Consider the following 21,475-nt stretch of genomic DNA (forward strand, 5'->3'; position numbering starts at 1 on the left):
GCGCCCGGCACCTACCCGGGCCCGCCGGGAGGCCCGTTCCCCGGCTTTGGCGACGCCAGGAACTCCACCACCGCCAGGGCGGCCAGCAGGCACAGGGTGATGCCGACGACCACCCAGCCGGTGGGGTAGGACCACAGGAGCCAGACCACCAGGGCCACGGCGACCAGCAGCCCGCCGATCCAGGCGTGATGGCGGCGGACGAAGGGGCCGACCGGGCCGGTCCGCAGACCGGCCCGGTCGGCGGTGGTCCGCACCGCGCCGATCCCGGCCGACCACAGCCGTCGTACCAGCCCGGCGTACCGGCCGGGACCGGTGAGCCAGGCGCCGAGCGCGACCACCACGGCCACGGCCACGACCATCCGCACGGTGGTCCGCAGGAAGTGGACCAGCGCGTCGTAGACGGCCCCGGCCGCGGCCGGGGAGACGTCGGCGGGCAGCCGGTCCAGGTAGAGCGTGCGGAACACGCTCAGCCCGACGCCGAGGAGCCCGGTGGCGACCGCGACCCCCGCACAGCCCGCGACCAGCGCGCGGCGGCGCCGGACGCAGAGCAGCACACCGGCGGCGATCAGCAGGACGGCCAGCACCGGCAGCCAGTTGCCCGCGAGTTGCAGCAGCCGCAGGTACGTCCGGTACCGGGCGATCCGGTCGGACCGCACGAGGGTGAAGTCGGTGTGCACGGCGGGAATGTGCTCGGCGGGGGTCAGGCCAGCGTCGACGAGCCGCTGTTTCACCTGGTCCACGAGAGGGCCGAGGTCGAGGGTGACGGTGTCGTCCGTCAGCCGGACCGCACCGCCGCCGCTGCCGGTGAGGGCCTTGTCCAGGCTGCTGTGGATCCGACGGTTGGCGTCCGTCCAGACGGTCTTGAAGGCGTCCGACGCGGCGGCCTTGCGGGCCTCGTCGCGGACGAAGTCGCGAACGGCCCCTTCGAGCGCGCCGCCCAGCCTGCCGCCGAGCGCCTGCTGCAGCCGGGGCCGGTCCGCCGGGGTCACGTCGGCGAGCAGCGCGGGCAGGTCGAGGCGGCTCATCAGCGCGTCGGTGGCCCGGTCCGCGACCGCGTCCTGCACGGCGGGGTTCGAGGCGAGCGGCTCGACGGTGGCGACGTAGCGGCCGGTGTCGCCCACCACGTCGGCGGCCCACGCGGCGACGACGGCGAGCGGGGCGAGGAGACAGCCGAGGACGACGAGGACGGCGCCGAGCAGGGACCGGCCCCGATGCCGTGAGGACCGCCGCGCCCGCTCGTCCTCCAGCGCCGACAGCCGTCCCCGCAGTTCCTCCCACTCGGCCCGCTCGGACCCGGCGTCCGCCATCCGTGCCTCCTCGTCGCCGACGACCGGGCCGCGTGCGGCCTTGCCGGACGGCGGATCGGACACGGTGGCCGCGACCACCGCCACCCTCACCCGGAGCGCCCGCGCCGACGAGCCCACGACGGCCGTACGGGTGACGCGGCACCCGTCACCGGCCTGGCTGCCGCGCCCGCTCCGCGTTCCGGGTCCGCAGGTACGACCAGCCCTCCGCGCCGAAGCCGGCGAGGACCAGTACGGCCCCCGCCCAGAACAGCGGCAGGCCGGCCCACCGTCCCGCACCGAGCAGGGCCAGATCGACGCCGAGGACCGGCAGGACGACCGAAGCCGCGTCCCACCACCGCCCCTTGCGGGCCTTGACGACGGCAGAGGCCGCCGCGAGCACGGACACCGCGGCCATCGCCGCGATCAGTATGGGCATGACGGCAGTGTGGCCTGCGGTCTCCCCGGCCGGAACACGTGTGAAGCCGGCGGCGGCGCGGTACGGAGCTACGTACGACCTCGTCGCGCCGGCCGTCAGGAGTCACGCCGTGAGCAGTATCGCCATCGTGGGAGCCGGGCCGGGGCTGGGGGCCGCCGTCGCCCGGCGGTTCGGGCGGGAAGGGCACGGCGTCGCGCTGCTCGCCCGCGACGCGGACCGGCTCGCCGCGATGGCCGCGGAGCTGGCCGGTCTCGGTGTCGAGGCCCGCGGATACCCGTGCGACGTACGGGATCCGCTCGCCCTCGCCGGCGCCCTGGAGCGGGCGGCCGAGGAGCTGGGGACCGTCGAGATCCTGCAGTACAGCCCGGTGCCGCAGCGGGACTTCATGCGTCCCGTCCTGGAGACCACCCACGCGGACCTGGTCGGGCCGGTCGAGTTCTCGGTGTACGGACCCGTCGCCGCGGTGCGGCAGGTGCTGCCGGGGATGCGGGAACTGGGCCGCGGGACCGTCCTCCTGGTCAACGGCGGTACGGCCGTCATTCCGCACCCGGACCGCGCCGGCACCTCCGTCGCCTTCGCCGCCGAGAGCGCCTACGGGCACCTGCTGCACGACGCCCTCGCCGGCGAGGGCGTCCACGTGGCGCAACTGGTGATTCCCGGGGCCATCGTCGAGGGACACGCCCGCAAGGATCCCGCCGTGCTCGCCGACACGCTCTGGGCGATCCACCGCGACCGGCACGGCTTCCGGCACTACGCCGACGACCTCGACGGATAGCGCGCCGGGGGAGGTTCCGCCGGGCGCAACGGGCGAATCTGCGCGAACATCATTTGTGGGTCGTCACGGTGTTCGGCCCGATTGCTCCCCTCAGGGAGCCAGCGATGGCTAAAGGGGGCCAGCGATGGCTGTGGAAATACCTCCTCTCCTCAAGCCCTCCCGGCTCAGAAGCCGTGGAGGCCTGCTCGGTGAGTGCCTGGCAGAGTTCCTCGGGACCTTCGTCATCATCGCGTTCGGAGCGGGTTCCGTCGCGATGGCGGTGGCCGCGCTGCCGGGCTCGGGCCGGGCGGAGACGCCCACGACGATCTTCCTGGCCGCCGGTGACTGGCTCCTGATCGCGTGGGGCTGGGGCCTGGCGGTGACCTTCGCCATCTACGTGGCCGGCGGGGTCAGCGGCGCCCATCTGAACCCGGCGGTGACGCTCGCGTTCGCCGTGCGCCGCAGGTTCCCGTGGGCGAAGGTGGTGCCCTACTGGGCGGCACAGGTCCTCGGCGCCTTCGCCGGGGCCGCGTTGGTCTTCCTCGTCTACCACGACGCCATCAACGCGTTCGACGCCGCGTCGAAGCCACCGAAGGTGGGCGGGCACACCGAGGCCACCTTCTCCATCTTCGCCACCTTCCCCGCGCCGTACTTCCACGGCGGGATCTGGGGGCCGCTGATCGACCAGATCGTGGGCACCGCGTTCCTGGTCATGTTCGTCGTCGCGGTCATAGACCTGCGCAACACGGCCGTCGGGTCCAACCTGGGCCCGTTCGTCATCGGCCTGGCGGTCACCGCCATCGGCATGTCCTACGGCGCGAACGCCGGCTACGCCATCAACCCGGCCCGCGACTTCGGGCCGCGGGTGCTCACCTGGCTGGCCGGGTGGAAGAGCCTCGCGTTCCCGGGGAACGGGGCCGGATTCACCGGCTACTGGTGGATCCCGATCGTCGGCCCGCTGGTCGGCGGCGTGATCGGGGTGCTGATCTACGACCTGTTCATCGGTGACGTCCTGTACGCCCGGCTCGAGCGCGGCCAGGTGCCGGAGCCGGGTCGGACCCGCCCGACCACGGACGAGCCGTAGCCGGAGCGGAAGCCCGGTCCGCGGCGGGGCGTGCGGCGTCCGGCGGGGCGTGAAAGGAGCGCTCGGGCGTCTCCCGCGGGCGGTGACGGTGGAGACTCGTCGGGCAAGCACCGCCATCCACCTCTGGAGACGACGCCATGAGCATCAGCCCTCTGTCGGCCGGACTGACCGGGAAGCTCCCCGAACTGCGGGCGCTGTACGAGGATCTGCACGCGCATCCGGAGCTGTCCTTCGAGGAGGAGCGGACCGCGGCCGTGGTCGCGGGGCGGCTGCGGGACCAGGGCTGGGAGGTCACCGAGCGGGTCGGCGGCACCGGAGTGGTCGGGGTGCTGGCCAACGGTGACGGCCCGGTCGTGCTGCTGCGGGCCGACATGGACGCGCTGCCGGTGCGGGAGGAGACCGGGCTGCCGTACGCCTCGGGGAACGACGGGGTGATGCACGCGTGCGGGCACGACATGCACGTCACCTGGCTGCTGGGGGCGACCGACCGGCTGGCGGCGGTGCGGGAGGCCTGGCGCGGGACGGTGGTGGCGGTGTTCCAGCCGGCCGAGGAGGTGGGCGGCGCGCCGAAGATGCTCGCCGACGGGTTCGCCGAGCGGTTCCCGCGGCCGGACGTGTGCCTGGCCCAGCACGTGGCCGCCGCGCCCGCCGGGCTGGTCGGAACCCGGGCGGGTGCGCTGATGGCGGGCGCGGACAGTCTGCGGGTCACGCTGTTCGGGCGGGGCGGGCACGGATCCACGCCGGAGGCCACCGTCGACCCGGTGGTCATGGCGGCGGCCGTGGTGATGCGGTTGCAGACGGTCGTCTCCCGCGAGGTCGGCGCGGGCCGGCAGGCCGTGGTCACGGTCGGCTCGATCCACGGCGGCACCAAGGAGAACATCATCCCGGACACCGTCGAGCTGAAGATCAGCGTACGGTCGACCACGGCGGCCGTACGGGAACGGGTGCTGGCGGCGGTCGAGCGGATCATCCGCGCCGAGGCGGCCGCCTCCGCCGCGCCGCGGGAACCGGAGATCGTCCCCGTCGACTCCTTCCCGGTCACCCACAACGACCCCGCCGCCACCGAGGCCGTACAGGCCGCGCTGGCCGCCGAGTTCCCGGGTCTCACCTTCGAGCTGACCTCGCCGGTCCCCAACAGCGAGGACTTCGGCGCCTTCGGCACGGCCCTCGGGGTCCCCTCGGTGTTCTGGTTCGTCGGCGGCACCGGCCACCAGCTCTTCGCGGACGTCGACCTGGAGGCCCTGGTCCGCGACGGCATCCCGCCGCAGATCCCCTCCAACCACTCCCCGCACTTCGCACCCGTCCAGGAACCCACCCTGGAGACGGGCGTCCGGGCCCTGCTCGCGGCGGCCGGCCACTGGCTGGCGCCCTGACCCCGGCCCCGGGGGCGACCGCTACCCGCGCCGGGCGCCCTGCTCCAGCGCCGGGCGCAGGTCGGCCCGCCGCCGGATGCCCAGCTTCTTGTACGTGTGCGTGAGATGGGTCTCGACGGTACGGCGGGCCAGGTGGAGCAGGGCCGCGATCTCCCCGTTGGTGCGTCCCTCGGCGGCGAGTTCGGCGATCCGGCGCTCGCTGCCGGTCAGGGAGCCGGCGCCGGTCCGGCGCCGGGGGGAGCGGGCGCCGCCCTTGCGCAGCAGCTCCTCGGCCAGCTCCGCCAGCCGTACGGCACCGAGCCGTTCGGCGTGTTCCACGGCCTCCCGCAGGCGGTCCCGGGCCCGCGCGGCCTCGCCCGCGGCGGTCAGCTGGCGGCCCAGGGCGAGCAGCGCGCGGGCCGGTTCCGTACCGGCGGGGCCGCCGTCGCGCAGCACCGCCACGGCCTCTTCGGTGAGTTCGAGGCCGCGGCGGCCGCCCGTCGCGGTGCCGAGAACGCGCAGGGCCCGGCCCACCGTGCGCGGGGTGTCCCAGATCCGGGCCAGCCGCAGTTCCTCCTCGGCCAGCGCGATGGCTTCGAGAGGACGGCCCAGGGCCAGCCGGCACTCGGCGGCGGCCGTCCGCCAGGGGGTGACCACGGGGCTGTGGACCTCGCGGGCCGACTGGCGGCGGCCGCATTCCAGGAAGTCGTGCAGCGCCGCCGCCGGATCGCCGTCGGCGGCCCGCACCACTCCCCGTGCGTACAGGTACCGGTTCAGCTCCCAGGAGTCCGCCGCCTCCCGCAGGTCGAGCCCGGCCACCAGCTGTGCGGCCTGTGCGGTGCGGCCGGTCTCCACCAGGGCGACCAGGATGTGCGCGTGGGCGTTGCCGGGGGTGACCGACTCCGGCGCGGCCACCGGGTCCGTGAAGTCGGCGCGGGCCGCGGCGATGTCCCACCGGCTGTTGATCAGGGCCTGGTGCATGGGGTGCAGCAGGTCCGGGCGCTGTCCGGCGAGGCCGCGGTCCACCAGCCGGGCGGCCTCGTCGAGTTCGTCGGCCCACTGGGCGACCGTCGCCGCGGTGCCGACGAGGAACGGTTCGGTGAGCGGGTCGGTGGGCTCGGCGAGCAGCGCGCGCAGCCGCCGCATGGCGTCCCGGGCCGAGGTGAGGCCCGCGGAGGCCGCGTGCCGCACCAGCAGGGCCTGTCCGGCGGAGCCGACCAGCTCGGGGGAGCGCTCGGCGGTCTCGGACAGCCGGCGGTAAACCTCCTGCCGGATCTCCTGGTCCTGGTCGGAGAGGAGGACGGTGGCGGTGTGCAGGGTGCGCACCAGGTCGGGGTGGTCGTTCAGTTCGCCGTCCACGGACCGCAGCACCTCGACGGCCCTGCGGGTCCGGCCCCGGCCGGTGAGCGCGGTGCCGAGGGCGACGGCCGCCCGGACCCGGTCCTGCGGGGGCGCGGGCAGCCGGACCGCCTCGGCGAGCCGCGGGATCGCCGCGGAGGAGCGCGGCGCCGCGTACTCCAGCGAGCCCAGTTCGGTCAGCAGCCGCTGCCGGCGGTCGTCGGACAGGGGTTCGTCCAGGGCCCGGCGCAGATAGCCGACCGCGTCCTCGGCCCGGTCGTCGAAGAGGGCGAGCGCGGCGGCGTCCTGGAGCAGGGACACCGCCCAGGGCGCGGTCACCGGTCCGGTCGCGAGCAGCTGCCGGGCCACGCTCTCGGCGGGCGCGTCGTGACGGAGCATCGCCTCGGCGACCGCCCGGTGCACGGCCCGGCGGCGGGCCGCGGGCACACCGGCGAGGACGGCGTCGCGCAGCAGCGGGTGCGGGTAGCGCGGACGGCAGTCCGGGCCGGGGGTGAGCAGCCCGAGGTTGGTCATGGCGGTGAGCCACCCGGCCACCCGCGTCGGATCGGCGCCGGTCAGTTCGGCGAGCAGCGGCGTGATGTCGACGTCGGGCAGCGCGGCACCGGCGTTCTCCTCCAGGACGGCGAGGGCACGGGCCACCTCGGCGGTGGCCGGTCCGGCACTGTCCAGCCACCAGCGCACGGCGCCCGGGTAGGCGCCCGGGTACAGGGCGGCGGTGGCGGTAGGCACCGCGGGGTGCCGGGCCTCGCGCAGGTCGTCCAGCAGGGCGCGCAGGAGCAGCGGGCTGCCGGCGGCGGCCCGCACGCAGTCCTCGACCCAGGTCCGGTCCGCGCCGGGGAAGGCGTCACGGACCCGGTCGGCCGCGGCCTCCGGGGTGAGCGGGGCGAGGGTGTGGGTGCGGACGAGGGCCGGCGGGAGGGTGTGGGCGAAGCCGGGGGCGGGCGGGTCCAGGTCGTACTGGCTGCGTTCGCCGACGACCAGGAGGATGGGTAAGCGGTCGATGTGCCGGGCGGACTCCACGAGCCAGCGGCGGGAGGGGCCGTCCGCCAGGTGCACGTCGTCCACGGCGACGAGCAGCGGCGAGTCCTCGGCGTAGGCGCGCAGCACCCGCCACAGCCCCGCGGCGGTCGCCCGCTCGTCGCCGTCCACCGCGAGGTCGGCGAACTCCGGCACCGGTCCGAGGAGTTGCAGGACGGTGGCGAAGGATATGCCGGTGTCGGCGGGCGAGCAGCGGGCGTGCAGCGTCCTGAGGCCGAGGGCGGGGGCCTGGGCGGCCACGGCCTCCAGGACGGTGGTGCGGCCGGTCCCGGTGGCGCCCCGCAGCAGCACGAGGCGGCCGGCGCCGGTCCGGGTGCGGGCGGCCTCGTCGGTCAACAGACGCATGGCGTGGACGAGTTCAGGGGAGGATTGCATCGTTCCTGGCTCCTCGCGGTGCGCTGGCGGGTTCGGGCGTCGCCCGGGGGGTTAGAGGCGGCGGCAGCGGGACGGGTTCGGGGAAGCCGGGGCCGGGGGCGGCTTTGTTGCCGGGTCGGCACAATCGACGGTGCAGGGGGCCGTGGTTCACCGCGGGCCGGTGGGGGCCGGTCGCGCGGTTCCCCGCGCCCCTTTCGGGTGGGACCGGGCGACCGGCCGCGGCGCACCCGCGGCGCACCACGGTCCCGGCCGCCCCGGACATCTCGTGGTCCATCTCGTGGTCGTCCACGATTGTCGTTGCCCCTTTGGTCCCATCAGGCTGGGTACTCCCGCCCGTCACCGTTCCCTCAGGGGTGACGAGCACGTGGACATAGGGGAAGCGGTTGGCCAGCAACAGCTCACCGACGGCGGTCACCCGTACGCCCGTCGCGGTGTACGCACCGGACCCGATCTCCCGTGAGGGCGCGCTCAGCCAGCTGCGCCGGCACCCGGAGATCGAGCTGCGCGAGGAGTCCGAGACCGGCCCCGGCACGGTGGCCCTGCTCATCAGCGACGGCCTCGGCGAACCGGAACTGACCCGGCTGCGCCGCGTCGTGCGCAGCGAGGGCGCGCGGGCCGTGCTCGTGGTCGGGGCACTGCGCGAGACCGAACTGCTCGACGTGATCGAGTGCGGGGTCGGTGCCATCGTCTGGCGCCACGAGGCCACCGAACTGCGGCTCGTGCAGGCCGTGCTCGCGTCCGCGCGCGGCGACGGCGACCTGCCGGCCGACCTGCTCGGCCGGCTGATCAACCAGGTCGGCACATTGCACCGTAACGCCGCGGGCCGTCCGGGCGCCCCGGCCTCCGGGCTGTCCGCCCGCGAGGTGGACGTACTGCGACTGGTCGCCGAGGGCCTCGACACCGGTGAGATCGCCAGCAAGCTGTCCTACTCCGAGCGCACCGTCAAGAACGTGATGCACGGGCTGACGACCCGGCTGCACCTGCGCAACCGGGCACACGCCGTGGCCCATGCCCTCCGGGAAGGCTACATCTGACCGAAGGGGCAGCACGCATCGGTTCCCGGGCAACGTGGTGTGCCCGGCTGTTCCTGCGGGCGCGGCGGGGCCGGAGGGCAGGATGGGACATGAGTGCGGACAGGTCCATGGGGTGGTGAGTCAGGCGTGATCCACGAGGTGGACCAGGTACTGCGGAACATGCTGACCAGTGGCGCCCTGGAGGGTTCCGGCATCGAGATCTCCTTCGACGCCCCGACCCGGGACTGGGCGGCCCGCCGCAACGGCCCGGTGATCAACAGCTATCTGTACGACATCCGCGAGGACGTGAAACGCCGTCAGCGCGGGCACGTCGACATCCGGGACGACCGGGACGTCGTCGTCAAGCGCCGCCAGCCGCCCCGCTGGTTCCGGCTGTCCTACCTGGTCACGGCGTGGACCAAGCGGCCCGAGGACGAACACCGGCTGATCAGCGTCGTGCTGGCGACCCTGATCCCGAGGGAACTGATCCATCCCGACGAACTGCCGCCCTCGCTGCGGCGGCTGGGGCTGACGGTGGCGCTCTCGGTGGCCGGAATCCAGACCGAGGCCCGTTCCCTGGCCGAGATCTGGTCCGCGCTCGGCGGTGAGCTGAAGCCCTCCCTGGACGTCGTCATCACGGCTCCCTTCCCGGCCTACCCCGAGTACGACGCCGGTCCGCCGGTCACCGAGGGCGCCGTGGTCCGCGTCCGCGCCGGGCTGGAGGAGGACGCGCCGGTCCTGGAGGAGCGGGCCCACCGTCCCGCTCAGATCGCCCAGGCCAAGGCCGCCCGGGGGAACCGGGCGTGACCCTCGACGTCTCCCTGACGCCTGCCGCGCCGCTGCTCACCCGGCTGGCCGGCCTGCGCGACCGGGCCGCCGCCCTTGTCGCCCACCGTGCGGCCGACGACCCGACGGCCGGCGACCCGCTGCGCGGCCTCTACCTCTCCGACGAGGCGGTACGGCACCTGCTGCGGCCGATGACACCGGCCGAACTCCCTGAACTGGAAACGGAGTTCGGCGACCGGCTGGCCGAACTCGCCGCCCGCCTCGGGCTCGGCCCGCTCGACACCACGGTCCTGCTCATCGCGCTCGCCCCGGACCTGGACCGCACCTTCGAGCCGCTGTACGGCTACCTGAACGACGACGTCGGCCGACGCCGCGCCACCGTCGCCCTCGCCCTCGACCTGTTCGGCGTCCCCGCCCACCTCGCCGAGGCCCGCGCCCGCTTCCACCCGGCCGCCCCGCTCACCGCGCTCGGCCTGCTCGTCGTCGAGGAGCCCGAACGCCCCTTCCTCAGCCGGTCGCTGCGCGTTCCCGACCGGGTGCTGTCCCACCTCCTCGGCGACGACACCCCGGACCCGGCCCTGGCGGGACACCTGCGGACGCCGTCGTACGGCAGCGGACCCGGTACCGGGGAGGACGAGGAGTTCGTGCGGCGGCTGGCCGGCCGGATCGCCGCCGGGCCGCTCCTCGGGTACCTGCGGGAGCGCCGGGAGGGCGAGGGCCTCGGCTGTGCGACGGCCGCGCTGCGGCTGGCCGGCACGGAGGCGCTGCACTACACCGGCCCCGAGGCGCACGTCCCGGAGCTGCTCCGGGAGGCCCGCCTCACCGGCCGGGCGGTGCTCGTGGACGCGGCCCTGCCCCGTGCCCTGGTGACGGAGCTGCACCGGGCCACCGACGTCACCGTGCTGATCACCAGCCCGCACCCCTACGACCCGCAGTGGTGCGACCAGGGCGACCCGCTCGTCCTCGAGGTGCCGTCCCGGCGCGCGGTGGCCGCCGACACCTGGGCCGCCGTGCTGCCCGGCACCTCGGGTTTCGACCTGGCGGCCACCGTGGCCCCGTACCACCTGGCGGGCGACCGGCTGATCCGCGCGGCCCGCGCCGCGCAGGCGCTCGCCGCCTTCGACGGCACCGGGCTGACCGCCGCACACGTGCGGCTGGCCGCCCGCCAGCAGTCGGCGTCCGGGCTCGAACAGCACGCCCGCCGGATCCGGCCCGCCGTCGACTGGCGGGACCTGGTGCTGCCCGAACGCCCGCTGACCGAACTGCGCGAACTGGCCCTGCGCGCCCGCCACCGCGACCGGGTCCTCGGCGACTGGCGGCTGAGTGCCGGCGGCGGCCGGGGCCGTGGTGTGCTCGGCCTGTTCGCGGGTGATTCGGGCACCGGCAAGACCCTGTCCGCCGAGGTGGTGGCCGCCGAACTCGGCCTGGACCTCTACGTCGTGCAGCTCTCCTCGGTCGTCGACAAGTACGTCGGCGAGACGGAGAAGAACCTGGAGCGCATCTTCACCGAGGCCGACCGCACCGACGCCGTGCTCCTCTTCGACGAGGCGGACGCAGTCTTCGGCAAGCGCTCCGAGGTGAAGGACGCCCACGACCGGTACGCCAACCTGGAGTCGGCCTACCTCCTGCAGCGCCTGGAGGCCTTCGACGGCATCGCGCTGCTCACCACGAACCTGCGCGCCAACATCGACGAGGCCTTCACCCGCCGCCTGGACCTGGTGGTCGACTTCCCGTTCCCGGAGGAGGAGCAGCGGCTGGCGCTGTGGCGGCACGGGCTGGTGCACGTGCCGAGCGAGCCGGACATCGAACTCGGCCCGCTGGCACGTGACTTCGAGCTGGCCGGCGGCGCCATCCGCAGCGCCGTGGTCACCGCGGCCTATCTGGCCGCCGGGTCCGGGGAACCGGTCACGGCCGCGGACCTGCTGGAAGGCGCCCGCCGCGAGTACCGCAAGGCGGGCCGCCTGGTGCCGGGCACCTGGTGACCCGCCGCCCGCCGCACGGGTCGCCGGACCGCGCGGACGGGACCTAGTCCTTCGACGGATGGACGATCAGCCATTCCTGGTCGTCGGTGCGCGAGCAGTAGTACAGGGTCAGGTTGGTGTCGTTGACACCGGTGCTGTAGCCGGCCACGTCCAGGCAGAGGTTGTCGCTGGCGAAGTTGCGGATCCAGTAGGCGCCGCCCGGCTGCCTGTCGATCCACCAGAGCTGGTTGTCGGCCTTGGTGCCGTCGCACTTGAACTCGGTGATCGGCGCGGACAGGCGGGCGGAACCGTTGCCGGGCAGGTCCATGCACAGCTGGTCCTTGACGTTGCGCATCTGGAAGAGCGCGGCGGAGCCGGGACCGCCCTTCGGGTAGCGCACCTCCAGGTTCCACAGCTGGTTGTCCGCGGTGGTCTCGTTGCAGGTGAACTCCCGCACCGGGCCGTCGCTGGTCCCCTTCTCGTAGCCGGGGATGTCCACGCACTTCTTGGTCGTCGTGTTCCGCAGCAGGACGTTGTACGCCGGTACGACGGGCTTCGGGGCCTTCTTCTTCGTCTCCTTCGGCGACGGCTGGGCCTGCCCGCCGCCTCCGCCGGACTGACTGCCCGAGGTGTTCTCCTCGTGGGTCGGCTGCTCGACCGGTGTCGGCGAGGGCGGCGGCGGGGCGGCCAGGGGGGCGCTGGCGGTGGGGCTCGGCGCGATCGAGCTGACGCCCGCCTCCTGGACCTCTTCCCGGGCCAGGCTCCTGACTTGCGGTTTGTACGCGAGCCAGATCAGCGCGAAGGTGATGGCGAGGGCCAGCAGGGTGCCGAAGAGGGTGGCGATCCAGCGGGGCAGGAAGCCGCGCTGGATGTACGTGCCGTCCACAGGCTGTGGATTGACGCCCGCCCGCTGCACCGTGAGCACGTACGGCCGCTGCTCCTTCGGCCCGAACCAGATGATCCGCCGCGGCTTGAGCGTGGCCTTCACGAAGGCGGCCCGGCCGGGTTCGATCTGGACGTTGCTGGGGTGGATGTCGTACACCAGCTGGTCGCCGTTGTCGTTCCCGCCGACCGAGGCGGTGAGCTTGGTGTTGCCGAGGTTGTCGATGGCCAGCTTCGGGCGGCCCCGGAAGCGGCCCTTGACCGTCGGCGGGACCAGCTCGGCCCGTACCTCGGTGAAGGGCGTGATGGTGAGGTTGCCCTCGGGGACGGTGACGGCCTCGGGGTATTCGGTGGGCGTGATGCGCACCGCGTACGGGTTGGGTCCTGCGGTGGCGTCGGAGGTGCGGGGCGGGGCGAAGGTCAGCTCGACGGTGCCGGTCGTCCCCGGGTAGAGGCGGAGCGTCCGGGGCTCCACCGTCGTCCAGGGGGAGACGGGGCCGACCGGTTCGAAGTGGTACTCGTCGACGACGTCACCCGTGTTCCGCAGCCGCAGGCGGACGCGGGTCGAGGACCCGGGGTCCACGGTCGCGGAGGCGGGCTCCAGGGAGGTCCACAGGGTCATGGGGTCACCGTCAGCTTGAAGGCCTCGAGCCACAGCGTGTTGTCGAGGGTGCCGACGAAGTCGAGGTCGGGGCGGGCGCCCTTGCACCACTGGTCGCCCCAGTCGTGGTCGCGCACCTTCGCGTAGTTGCAGCCCTGTCCGTTGCCGACGTTGAAGGCGAAGCCCTCGATGTAGGGATCGGCCGCCTTCGTGCCGCCGATGTAGTTGTCCTTGCCGTCCGGAACGATCGCCGTCCAGTTCGGCTTCCACCTGCCCTGGCCGCTGGTGGACTGCGGGTCGTAGACGAAGGCGTTGGCGGCGGAGCCCTGGACGCCGTACACGGCGATGTTGATGGCCTTGATCGGCACGTTCTTGCCGACCGTGCCGGCCATGGTGCCGTCGCAGACGGGCTTCTGCCAGCCGCTGCCCCGGACGAACGCGCGGTAGCAGATGTGCCGTCCCGACGGGTCGTCGGCGGCGAGCCGGTTCACGGCGGTCGCCGCGGTGTCCTGCTTGGGCTTGGCGGTCACGGTGGCCGTCGCACGGCCGCCACCCCCGCCGCCGCCGCCTCCACCGCCGTTGCCGCCGCTCCCGGAGTCCGGCGCCGGGGGCGGCACGGCGGCCGTGACACTGGGCGCCGGCGGCGGCGTCGGGGTGGCCGACGGGCTGGGCGCGATCGAACTGACCCCGGCCTCCTGGATCTGCTCCTCGGCCAGGCTCTTGACCTGCGGCTTGTAGTTGAACCAGATCAGCGCGAAGGTGATGGCGAGGGCCAGCAGGGTGCCGAACAGCGTGGCCAGCCAGCGGGGCAGGAAACCGCGCTGGATGTACGTCCCGTCCACGGGCTCCGGCGTGACGCCCGACCGCTGCACGACGAGCCGGTACGGCCGCTGCTCCTTCGGCCCGAACCAGATGATCCGCCGCGGCTTGAGCGTGGCCTTCACGAAGGCGGCCCGGCCGGGTTCGATCTGCACGTTGCTCGGGTGGATGTCGTACACCAGCTGGTCGCCGTTGTCGTTCCCGCCGACCGAGGCGGTGAGCTTGGTGTTGCCGAGGTTGTCGATGGCCAGCTTCGGGCGGCCCCGGAAGCGGCCCTTGACCGTCGGCGGCACCAGCTCGGCGCGCAACTCGGTGAAGGGCGTGATGGTGAGGTTGCCCTCGGGGACGGTGACGGCCTCGGGGTGTTCGGTGGGCGTGATGCGCACCGCGTACGGGTTGGGTCCTGCGGTGGCGTCGGAGGTGCGGGGCGGGGCGAAGGTCAGCTCGACGGAGCCGGTCGTCCCCGGGTAGAGGCGGAGCGTCCGGGGCTCGACCGTCGTCCACGGGGACACCGGGCCGACCGGTTCGAAGTGGTACTCGTCGACGACGTCACCCGTGTTCCGCAATCGCAGGCGGACGCGGGTCGAGGACCCGGGGTCGACGGTCGCGGAGGCGGGTTCCAGGGAAGTCCACAGGCTCACGCGCCGACGCTATGCGGCGCGCGAAGCCGGCACAGCGGACCGCGGGGCAGACCGCGGCGCCGCAGGGGCCGGACCCGTTGCCCCCGCGGACGCCCGCGCCCCGCCGGTCTACGAGGCGGAGCGCTTGCCGATCAGGTCCCGGTACAGGGCCGCCTTCTCGGCGTGGGTCCCCGCCTTGTCGAACTCCTGCCGCCAGGTCGCGTCCACCTCGTTCAGCTTCTGCACCCAGTCACCGAACTGCTTGAGGTCGACGTAGCGCTGGCTCTCGCTGAGCGGCGCGTTGCCGCCGGGCTTGTCGTCCTTGTGGCCGCCGACCTGGCTCACCGGGTTGTTCCTGCTCTCACTGCTGGTCACACCGTGCTCGTAGCCGTCGGGGGTCCGGCCGCTGGGCCCCGCGGTCTCGATGCCGACCTGGAGGGCGCCGTCCCGCTTGTCGGTCGGGGGCTTGTAGCCCATGAACACGTGCCCGTAGGACTCGTTCGGGAGGATGGTGTCGCCGTGGTAGTCGAGGTTTCCCATGCCTCCGATGGCCAGGGGCAGGCCGTAGAGGTGGGTGTGCGGATCGATCGTGTTCTTGAAGGTGGCGCCGAGCTCGCCCTTCTCCACGAAGGAACCCCGCGTGCCGTCCTTCTGGTTGTCGCCGATCTCCATGTGGTGCGTCCCGAACGCCCGCCGGTACACCGGATCCTCGGGCGTCGACTTCGGCTGCCAGAACCTGCGGTCCTCCTTGGTGATGTGCAGCCACTGGGGCAGCTCGTAGCCGTGCTGACCGTCGGACAGCTGCGGGATGCGGATGTTGACGCGCCCGCCGAAGGCCAGGGCGAAGGCCACGTCGTCCTCGAAGTCCTCGTGGACCCTCGTCTCCGGATTGAAGACCTGCAGCCCTTCCTTCAGGATCAGGAAGATCTTGGTCAGCAGCTCGGTGCCGCGCTGCACGCGCGCCCTGTGCTTCGCCGCGTCCGGCACGTCGTCGCTGATGCCGGGCGGCAGCAGGGTCTTCACGAAGGTCTGGAAGATCTGCTCGTTCCGCTCTCCCGTCAGCTGCTCCTTCTCCTCCTCCGGGGTCTCCTCCGCGTGCATGGCCATGTGGCGGCCCATCTGGTAGTCCGGGCGGCCCGCCTTGGCCGGCGGCTTGCCCGCCGCACGGTCGTCGACGTGCTGCCGCCAGCGCAGGGTGGCGACGAGCAGCCGCCGGCCCTCGGGCTGCTGGAGCCAGCTGCTGAAGTCGCCCGCCTTGATGTAGGCCTCGGCCTCGGCGCGGGTGCCGATGCCGACGGTCTTCAGCCACTTGGGATCCTCGGCCTCGACCGCCCCGATCGCCGCCAGCTCCTGGTCGGTGAAGCTCGGGCCGCCGCGCACCCGCCGGTGCAGCACGCTCCGCACCTGCTTGTTCCTGATCACGTCGGTGCCGCCGACGATGAGCCGTGCCAGCTGGGCGATGGCCGGGATCCCGGCCGACGGCGGGGTCGACGCCCCGGACGAGGACCGGGGCGAACCGGGCTCCGCGTGCTCGGCCGTGGCCAGCGGCCCCGGCCGGTCCGCGTCGGCCCGCTGGACGGCGACGCCCTCGACGGGGCTGCGCTGCACCGCGCCGGCGGGCGGCGCGGAGGAGCCGGGCAGCGCCAGGTCGGGCGCCGCGCCCCCGGCCAGTTTGCGGCCGTTGGAGCCGGCGCTCCGCTCGAACGGGTCGTCAGGACTCGAGACCTTCTCGCCCCTGCCGTTGGCCGTGCCGGGCACCGGGCCCAGCGCCTGCTGGCGGACGTGGTCGACCTCCTCGTACATCACCTCGTCGGCGACGCGGCTCCCGCCGAGCACGATGTGCGGGCCGGTGGTGTAGGCCCGCGCCCCCAGCTCCTCGGCCGACCGCTGCGCGACCGGCCCGCTGTGGACCCGCACATGGCCGAAGTCCATGCCGTAGGCGCTCTCCGCGCGCTGCAGGATGCGGGGCTCCAGCGGCACACCGGGCGAGCCGACCGCGTCCGCGACCGACGGCGTGCGGTGACCGGGTAATGCTCCCTCACCGGTCTGTCCTTCCGGCCCGGCGTCCTGACGGGCGCGCTGGATCGCACGGGTCACGGCGGCGTTCCCCGCGGCCCCCTGGAGCGCGGTCAGCGGGGGAGGCGCGGCGGCGGGCCGGGCCGGCGGGCGGACAGGTCCGCCGGCCCGTTCGGCGGTCGAGCGGTTCTCTGCTTCGGTGCGCATACCCGGTCCCCGTTCGGTCGGCGGCCCGTGGACACGGGCCTGTCTCCTCCGTACCCGGCGTGCGCCGGACACCGGAAGGGCCGCGGGGGCAGGAACGTGGGCACGCGGACGGGGCGAAGGGATGTCCGGGCCGCACGGGCTGCCCTCGCGGGCAACAAGGTTGCCCGCGAACAGGCACCGGAGGACGTTTCGGGACACGCGCTTCGCGCGTGAGGGTGGGAACGTTCCTGTCTCGTACCCCGAGGAGAGCAGAGCATGCCGTCCTACCTGTCGCCCGGCGTCTACGTCGAGGAGGTGGCCAGCGGCTCGCGCCCCATCGAGGGGGTGGGCACGTCGGTGGCGGCCTTCGTGGGCCTGGCCCCGACCGGTCCGCTGAACGAGCCGACGCTGGTGACCAACTGGACGCAGTACGTCGCGTCCTTCGGTGAGTTCACCGACGGGTACTACCTCGCGCACTCCGTCTACGGCTTCTTCAACAACGGCGGTTCGGCGGCCTACGTCGTCCGTGTCGGCGGCACCCGGGAAGGCGCCGACGGCACCGCCGACGCGCCCGCCGCCGTCGGCAGCGCCGCCGCGCCGGCCGCGCTGCCCCCCGGCGAGGCCAAGCAGCTGGGCACCTTCACCGTGAGCGCGCTGGCCTCCGGGGACCTGAGCGTCGAGGTCTCCGACCCGGAGGGCGAAGGCCCCGCCGAGCGCTTCAAGCTGGTCGTCAAGGACGGCGGCAAGGCCGTCGAGACCTACGACGTGACCGCGAAGAAGGGCGGCCGCAACTACGTCGTCACGCAGGTCAAGGAGCGCTCCAAGCTCATCACCCTGACCGAGGCCGCGCCCGCCGCACAGCTGGTCCGTCCTGACAACCAGACGGTGGCCCTCGCGGCCCCCGCCCCGTCCCCGGCGTCCGCCTCCCCCGTCGAGGACGCCGGCTCGCACCCCGGCCCCGCCGAGTACCTCGGCGACTCGGCCGACCGCACCGGCTTCGGCGGCCTGGAGGCCGTCGACGAGGTGTCCATGGTGGCCGTGCCCGACCTGATGGCCGCCTACCAGCGCGGCGCGATCGACCTGGAGGCCGTCAAGGCCGTCCAGCTCGGCCTGATCGCGCACTGCGAGCTGATGGGCGACCGGGTCGCGGTCATCGACCCGCCGCCCGGCCTCAACGCCCGCCAGATCCGCGTCTGGCGCCAGGAGACGGCCGGTTACGACTCCAAGTACGCGGCCCTGTACTACCCGTGGATCAAGACCTTCGACCCGGCCTCCGGCCAGTCGCGGCTGATCCCGCCGTCCGGTCACGTCTCCGGCGTCTGGGCCCGCAACGACGCCGAGCGCGGTGTCCACAAGGCCCCCGCCAACGAGGTGATCCGCGGCGCGGTCGACCTGGAGCTCCAGATCACCCGCGGCGAGCAGGACCTGCTGAACCCGATCGGCGTCAACTGCATCCGCGCCTTCCCGGGCCGGGGCATCCGCATCTGGGGCGCGCGCACGCTGTCCTCCGACCCGGCCTGGCGCTACCTGAACATCCGCCGGTACTTCAACTACCTGGAGGAGTCGATCCTGATCGGCACCCAGTGGGTGGTCTTCGAGCCCAACGACCACAACCTCTGGGCCCGCATCCGGCGCAACATCTCCGCGTTCCTGGTCAACGAATGGCGCAGCGGCGCCCTGTTCGGGCAGCGGCCCGAGGAGGCGTACTACGTCAAGTGCGACGAGGAGACCAACCCGCCGGAGTCCGTGGACGTCGGCCGCGTGATCTGCGAGATCGGCATCGCGCCGGTCAAGCCCGCCGAGTTCGTGATCTTCCGCCTCGCCCAGTTCTCCAGCGGCAGCGGCGAGCTCCAGGAGTAGCGGACCCCAGGGTCCCGACCCCCTTGTTTTCCAGGAATCTTGAGAAGAACGGGCAGTGACACATGAGTCTCCAGCCGGGTGACGCCCTCACATCGCACAATTTCGGCCTGCAGATCGACGGCGTGATGGTCGAGTACCTCGCCGAGGTCAGCGGCATGACGATGGAGCAGGACGTCATCACCTACCAGCAGAACACGCCGGACGGGAAGAACCACGTCCGCAACCTGCCGGGCGTGAAGAAGAACGGCACCTGCACGGTGGTCCGCGGTATGACCCAGTCCTCGTCGTTCACCCAGTGGATCAACGAGTCGATCAACGGCCAGATGGGCACGGCCCGCAAGAACGCCTCCATCATCATGATGGACTTCGAGAACAACCCGGTGAAGCGCTACAACCTGCGCAACGCCTGGTGCAGCAAGATCGACACCAGCACGGTCAAGGCGGGCGAGGCCGCCGCGCTGACCGAGACGGTGACCATCACGTTCGAAGAACTGGTCATCGAGTAATGAGGCGTTCGGCTGTCAGGGGCGCAGGCGTGGGCGCGCCGCTCGCACCGGAGGAGTCGGCGCCCCAGGCCCCCCGGCAACAGGTGGACCGGCAACCGGAGTCACCCGTCGAGGTGCTGCGCACGGAGTTCCCGTTCCAGCTGCCCCGCGGGTACGTCGACGAGCAGGGCACCGTCCACCGGGACGGCGTGATGCGCCTGTCGACGGCGCGGGACGAACTGATCCCGCTGCGGGACGTGCGCGTCCAGGAGAACCCGGCGTTCCTGTCGGTGGTGCTGCTGGGCCGGGTCATCACCCGGCTCGGCACGCTCGCCTTCGTCCACGACGGGGTCGTGGAGAACATGTTCGCCTCCGACCTGGCGTTCCTGCAGGACTTCTACCGGCAGATCAACGCGGAGGGCCACACCCGGGCCGCGGTCAACTGCCCGCACTGTTCGGAGCCCTTCGAGGTGGAACTCGGCGGGAGCCGCCTGGGGGAATCGTGACGTACGCGACCGACCGGCTGCACGAGGAGATCGCGTACGTCGCCTACCACTTCCACTGGAGCCTGGAGGACATCCTGGACCTGGAGCACGCCGACCGCCGCCGCTACACGGCGGAGATCGCGTCTCTGGTGACCAGGGCGGCCTCCGCAGGAGCGGAGGGCTGAGTAGTGGGGTTGTGGGATCGGATGCGCGGGCGCGGGCCCGCCGGCTCCGGGACCGGCGCCGAGGCGGTCACGGGGACCGCGGCCGAGGCGCCGCGTCCCGTCGAGGCGCCTCGGCCCGTGGTGGCGGCGGCCTGGTCCGGGCTGCCGCCGATTCAGCGTGCCCTCGGCACGTCGGGCGGCCCGGTCGCGGACTCGGGGTTCGGCGGCCGGCTGCCGACCTGGCAGAACCCCTCCTTCATGGGCATGCGGTCGCACGCGGTCCTGGACGGCGCGTCGAGCGCGGCCCTGGCGAGCGGCGGCGGCACGCGACCGACGGGCACGGGAGCCGTGTCCGGCCTGGAACGCCCGGTGCAGCGGCTGCCGCTGGCGGGACCCGTCGAACCGGCGGGCCCGATGGGACCGGCGGGTCCGGCCGCGGGCCGGGCGGCGTCGGTGCCGGTGGTGCCGCTGCGGGAGGTGCGGGCGACGCCGGCCGGGAGCGGCGGCGGTCCGGCTCAGGCCGCGCGTGCCGGTACGCGGACCGCCGGGACCGCGGGCACGTCCGGTGCCGCGCGGACGGCGGGTCCGGCCGCGCCGAACCGGCCGGTCACGTCGGCCGGTTCCGCCGGTCCGGCTTCCCCCGGTGCCCCTGGTCCTGCCCGTTCGGCCGGTCCGGTGGTGCAGCGTGCCGCGGCGGTGCAGCGGGTGCCGTCGCCGGGACGGCAGAGTGCCGCCCCGGTCGCGCGGACGACGTCGGCACCGGCGGCGGGAAGCGGCGGGAGCGGCACGCCGGTGCCGTCGGCCCAGCCCTCGCCCCCCTCCACCACGACACCGTCGGCGGCCACGGCTGCGCCGACCGCGCCGGCCTCTCCGACGTCCGCGGCCCCACCGGCCGCGCCGACTCCCTCAGCACCGTCAACCTCGTCGCCCTCGCAGGCGGGGGCGCCTTCGTCGACTCCGCGCGCCTCCGTGTCCCGGCCCGCTTCCACCGCCGCGTCCGTCCCGACGAGCCCCGCGGGCGGCCGCCGTGCCGTGGCCGCCGTTCAGCGCTCGGTCGCCCCGGTGGCCCTCGTCCCGCCCGCGGTGCCGGTGGCGTGGGCGCCGCAGCCGACTCCGGTCGCCCCGGCTCCGGCCACCGGCCCGCGGGTCACCGCCGCGCCTCCGGCGCAGCCGCGCCGCAGCGCGCTGACGCATGCGCCGGCGAGCCTGCCGGTGACGGCCGTGCAGCGGCGCACGCTGCCGTCGGCGCCCAGGACACCGGCGAGCGAGGGTGGCCGGACCGGCGGTGGCAGGGCGGCGGACGGCGCCGGGGAGCCGGTACCGGCCGACTCCGGCCGCCCGTCGCCCCCGCACGACGGTGGCCTGACGACTCCGGTCACCGCCCCGCCCGCTCCCGGCATTACCGCACCGACACCGGCCCCGGCGCCTCCCGTCCAGCGGGTCGTCCAGCGGTCCGCGTCGGCTTCCCCGGCCCCCGCCCCGGCCCCGGCCCCGCCCGTTCAGCGGGTCGTCCAGCGGTCCGCGTCGGCTTCCCCGGCCCCTGCCCCGGCAGCCACGCCACCCGCCGCACCGGCTTCCTCCGCACCGGCTGCCTCCGCGTCGCCCGCTTCCCCGGCGGTTCCTCCGAAGACCTCCCCCAGGACCTCTCCCACGACGTCCCCCCCGACGACACCGCCGCGTTCGGCGGCCACGCCTCCGTCGTCGCCTCCTTCTCCGCAGCCCTCGCCATCCGCCGTGTCCCCGGACCGCGCAGGGCCTTCCGGCATGTCCGGCGCCGGGACACTGCCGCCGGTGCAGCGCGCTACGGCCCCGGGCCCGGCCGCACCGCGGACCGCGAGTCCGGAGAGCGGTCGTACGGCGGGGAGTCCGGCCCCGCGGTCCACGACCGGCAGCGCCGCCGACACCACCGCCGC

19 protein-coding genes are annotated in these 21,475 nt (G+C 74.0%); 10 read left to right on the forward strand and 9 right to left on the reverse strand.

What is annotated here, in order from left to right; translation table 11 throughout:
* Positions 1-11: 11 nt before the first annotated feature.
* Entirely contained in the window at positions 12-1,385 is a 1,374-nt protein-coding gene (locus ACIRQ9_RS02135; RefSeq protein ID WP_404166127.1) for a hypothetical protein, read from the reverse strand.
* Positions 1,386-1,452: 67 nt separating this feature from the next.
* Positions 1,453-1,722 (reverse strand): hypothetical protein, encoded by a 270-nt coding sequence (locus tag ACIRQ9_RS02140; protein ID WP_404166129.1) that lies wholly within the window; start codon positions 1,720-1,722, stop codon positions 1,453-1,455.
* Between the two features lie 109 nt (positions 1,723-1,831).
* On the opposite strand from ACIRQ9_RS02140, the gene ACIRQ9_RS02145 reads away from it, so the two are divergent.
* The 3 genes from ACIRQ9_RS02145 (at position 1,832) to ACIRQ9_RS02155 (ending at position 4,933) form a co-directional block, all read left to right on the forward strand.
* Positions 1,832-2,497: an SDR family NAD(P)-dependent oxidoreductase gene (locus tag ACIRQ9_RS02145; protein WP_404166131.1), complete on the forward strand. Its 666-nt coding sequence runs from the start codon at positions 1,832-1,834 to the stop codon at positions 2,495-2,497.
* 124 nt (positions 2,498-2,621) lie between these two features.
* Complete coding sequence (locus tag ACIRQ9_RS02150; protein WP_404166133.1) at positions 2,622-3,560, forward strand: MIP/aquaporin family protein; 939 nt, start codon at positions 2,622-2,624, stop codon at positions 3,558-3,560.
* A 137-nt stretch (positions 3,561-3,697) separates the two neighbouring features.
* A complete protein-coding gene (locus tag ACIRQ9_RS02155) occupies positions 3,698-4,933 on the forward strand; it encodes an amidohydrolase (RefSeq protein ID WP_404166135.1) in 1,236 nt (411 codons plus the stop codon).
* 21 nt (positions 4,934-4,954) lie between these two features.
* On the opposite strand, the gene ACIRQ9_RS02160 is transcribed toward ACIRQ9_RS02155, so the two are convergent.
* Positions 4,955-7,684 carry a LuxR C-terminal-related transcriptional regulator gene (locus ACIRQ9_RS02160; protein WP_404166137.1) on the reverse strand — a complete coding sequence of 910 codons (2,730 nt, stop codon included), beginning with the start codon at positions 7,682-7,684 and terminating at the stop codon, positions 4,955-4,957.
* A gap of 383 nt (positions 7,685-8,067) precedes the next feature.
* On the opposite strand from ACIRQ9_RS02160, the gene ACIRQ9_RS02165 reads away from it, so the two are divergent.
* The 3 genes from ACIRQ9_RS02165 (at position 8,068) to ACIRQ9_RS02175 (ending at position 11,465) form a co-directional block, all read left to right on the forward strand.
* Positions 8,068-8,718, forward strand: coding sequence for a LuxR C-terminal-related transcriptional regulator (locus ACIRQ9_RS02165; RefSeq protein WP_404166139.1), 651 nt, complete (start codon positions 8,068-8,070; stop codon positions 8,716-8,718).
* 126 nt (positions 8,719-8,844) lie between these two features.
* A complete protein-coding gene (locus ACIRQ9_RS02170; RefSeq protein WP_404166141.1) occupies positions 8,845-9,504 on the forward strand; it encodes a DUF4255 domain-containing protein in 660 nt (219 codons plus the stop codon).
* Complete coding sequence (locus tag ACIRQ9_RS02175; protein WP_404166142.1) at positions 9,501-11,465, forward strand: ATP-binding protein; 1,965 nt, start codon at positions 9,501-9,503, stop codon at positions 11,463-11,465. The genes ACIRQ9_RS02170 and ACIRQ9_RS02175 overlap by 4 nt, the downstream gene beginning before the upstream one ends.
* Positions 11,466-11,508: 43 nt before the next feature.
* Here the strand turns inward: ACIRQ9_RS02175 and ACIRQ9_RS02180 are convergent, their stop codons facing one another.
* The 3 genes from ACIRQ9_RS02180 to ACIRQ9_RS02190 form a co-directional block, all read right to left on the reverse strand.
* Entirely contained in the window at positions 11,509-12,948 is a 1,440-nt protein-coding gene (locus ACIRQ9_RS02180) for an RICIN domain-containing protein (RefSeq protein WP_404166144.1), read from the reverse strand.
* Positions 12,945-14,387 (reverse strand): hydrolase, encoded by a 1,443-nt coding sequence (locus ACIRQ9_RS02185; protein ID WP_404166146.1) that lies wholly within the window; start codon positions 14,385-14,387, stop codon positions 12,945-12,947. Before ACIRQ9_RS02185 ends, ACIRQ9_RS02180 begins: the two co-directional genes overlap by 4 nt.
* Positions 14,388-14,495: 108 nt before the next feature.
* Positions 14,496-16,589, reverse strand: coding sequence for a DUF4157 domain-containing protein (locus tag ACIRQ9_RS02190; RefSeq protein ID WP_404166147.1), 2,094 nt, complete (start codon positions 16,587-16,589; stop codon positions 14,496-14,498).
* 255 nt (positions 16,590-16,844) lie between these two features.
* Between ACIRQ9_RS02190 and ACIRQ9_RS02195 the strand changes: the two genes are divergently transcribed.
* The 4 genes from ACIRQ9_RS02195 (at position 16,845) to ACIRQ9_RS02210 (ending at position 19,583) form a co-directional block, all read left to right on the forward strand.
* On the forward strand, positions 16,845-18,428 hold the full coding sequence (locus tag ACIRQ9_RS02195; protein ID WP_404166149.1) for a phage tail sheath subtilisin-like domain-containing protein: 1,584 nt from the start codon (positions 16,845-16,847) through the stop codon (positions 18,426-18,428).
* A 62-nt stretch (positions 18,429-18,490) separates the two neighbouring features.
* On the forward strand, positions 18,491-18,934 hold the full coding sequence (locus ACIRQ9_RS02200; RefSeq protein ID WP_404166151.1) for a phage tail protein: 444 nt from the start codon (positions 18,491-18,493) through the stop codon (positions 18,932-18,934).
* Positions 18,934-19,419, forward strand: a complete 486-nt coding sequence (locus tag ACIRQ9_RS02205) for a hypothetical protein (protein WP_404166153.1) — start codon at positions 18,934-18,936, stop codon at positions 19,417-19,419. Before ACIRQ9_RS02200 ends, ACIRQ9_RS02205 begins: the two co-directional genes overlap by 1 nt.
* Positions 19,416-19,583: a DUF6760 family protein gene (locus tag ACIRQ9_RS02210; RefSeq protein ID WP_351316879.1), complete on the forward strand. Its 168-nt coding sequence runs from the start codon at positions 19,416-19,418 to the stop codon at positions 19,581-19,583. Before ACIRQ9_RS02205 ends, ACIRQ9_RS02210 begins: the two co-directional genes overlap by 4 nt.
* 152 nt (positions 19,584-19,735) lie before the next feature.
* Here ACIRQ9_RS02210 and ACIRQ9_RS02215 read toward each other — a convergent pair whose 3' ends face one another.
* The 3 genes from ACIRQ9_RS02215 to ACIRQ9_RS02225 all read right to left on the reverse strand — a co-directional run bounded on the left by ACIRQ9_RS02215 (position 19,736) and on the right by ACIRQ9_RS02225 (position 20,941).
* Positions 19,736-19,903 (reverse strand): hypothetical protein, encoded by a 168-nt coding sequence (locus ACIRQ9_RS02215; protein WP_404166155.1) that lies wholly within the window; start codon positions 19,901-19,903, stop codon positions 19,736-19,738.
* 174 nt (positions 19,904-20,077) lie between these two features.
* A complete protein-coding gene (locus ACIRQ9_RS02220) occupies positions 20,078-20,551 on the reverse strand; it encodes a hypothetical protein (RefSeq protein ID WP_404166157.1) in 474 nt (157 codons plus the stop codon).
* A gap of 54 nt (positions 20,552-20,605) precedes the next feature.
* Positions 20,606-20,941, reverse strand: a complete 336-nt coding sequence (locus ACIRQ9_RS02225; RefSeq protein WP_404166159.1) for a hypothetical protein — start codon at positions 20,939-20,941, stop codon at positions 20,606-20,608.
* Between the last annotated feature and the right edge of the window lie 534 nt (positions 20,942-21,475).

Origin of the sequence: Streptomyces sp. NPDC101237 (assembly GCF_044767465.1) — a bacterium.
GTDB lineage: Bacteria > Actinomycetota > Actinomycetes > Streptomycetales > Streptomycetaceae > Streptomyces > Streptomyces gramineus.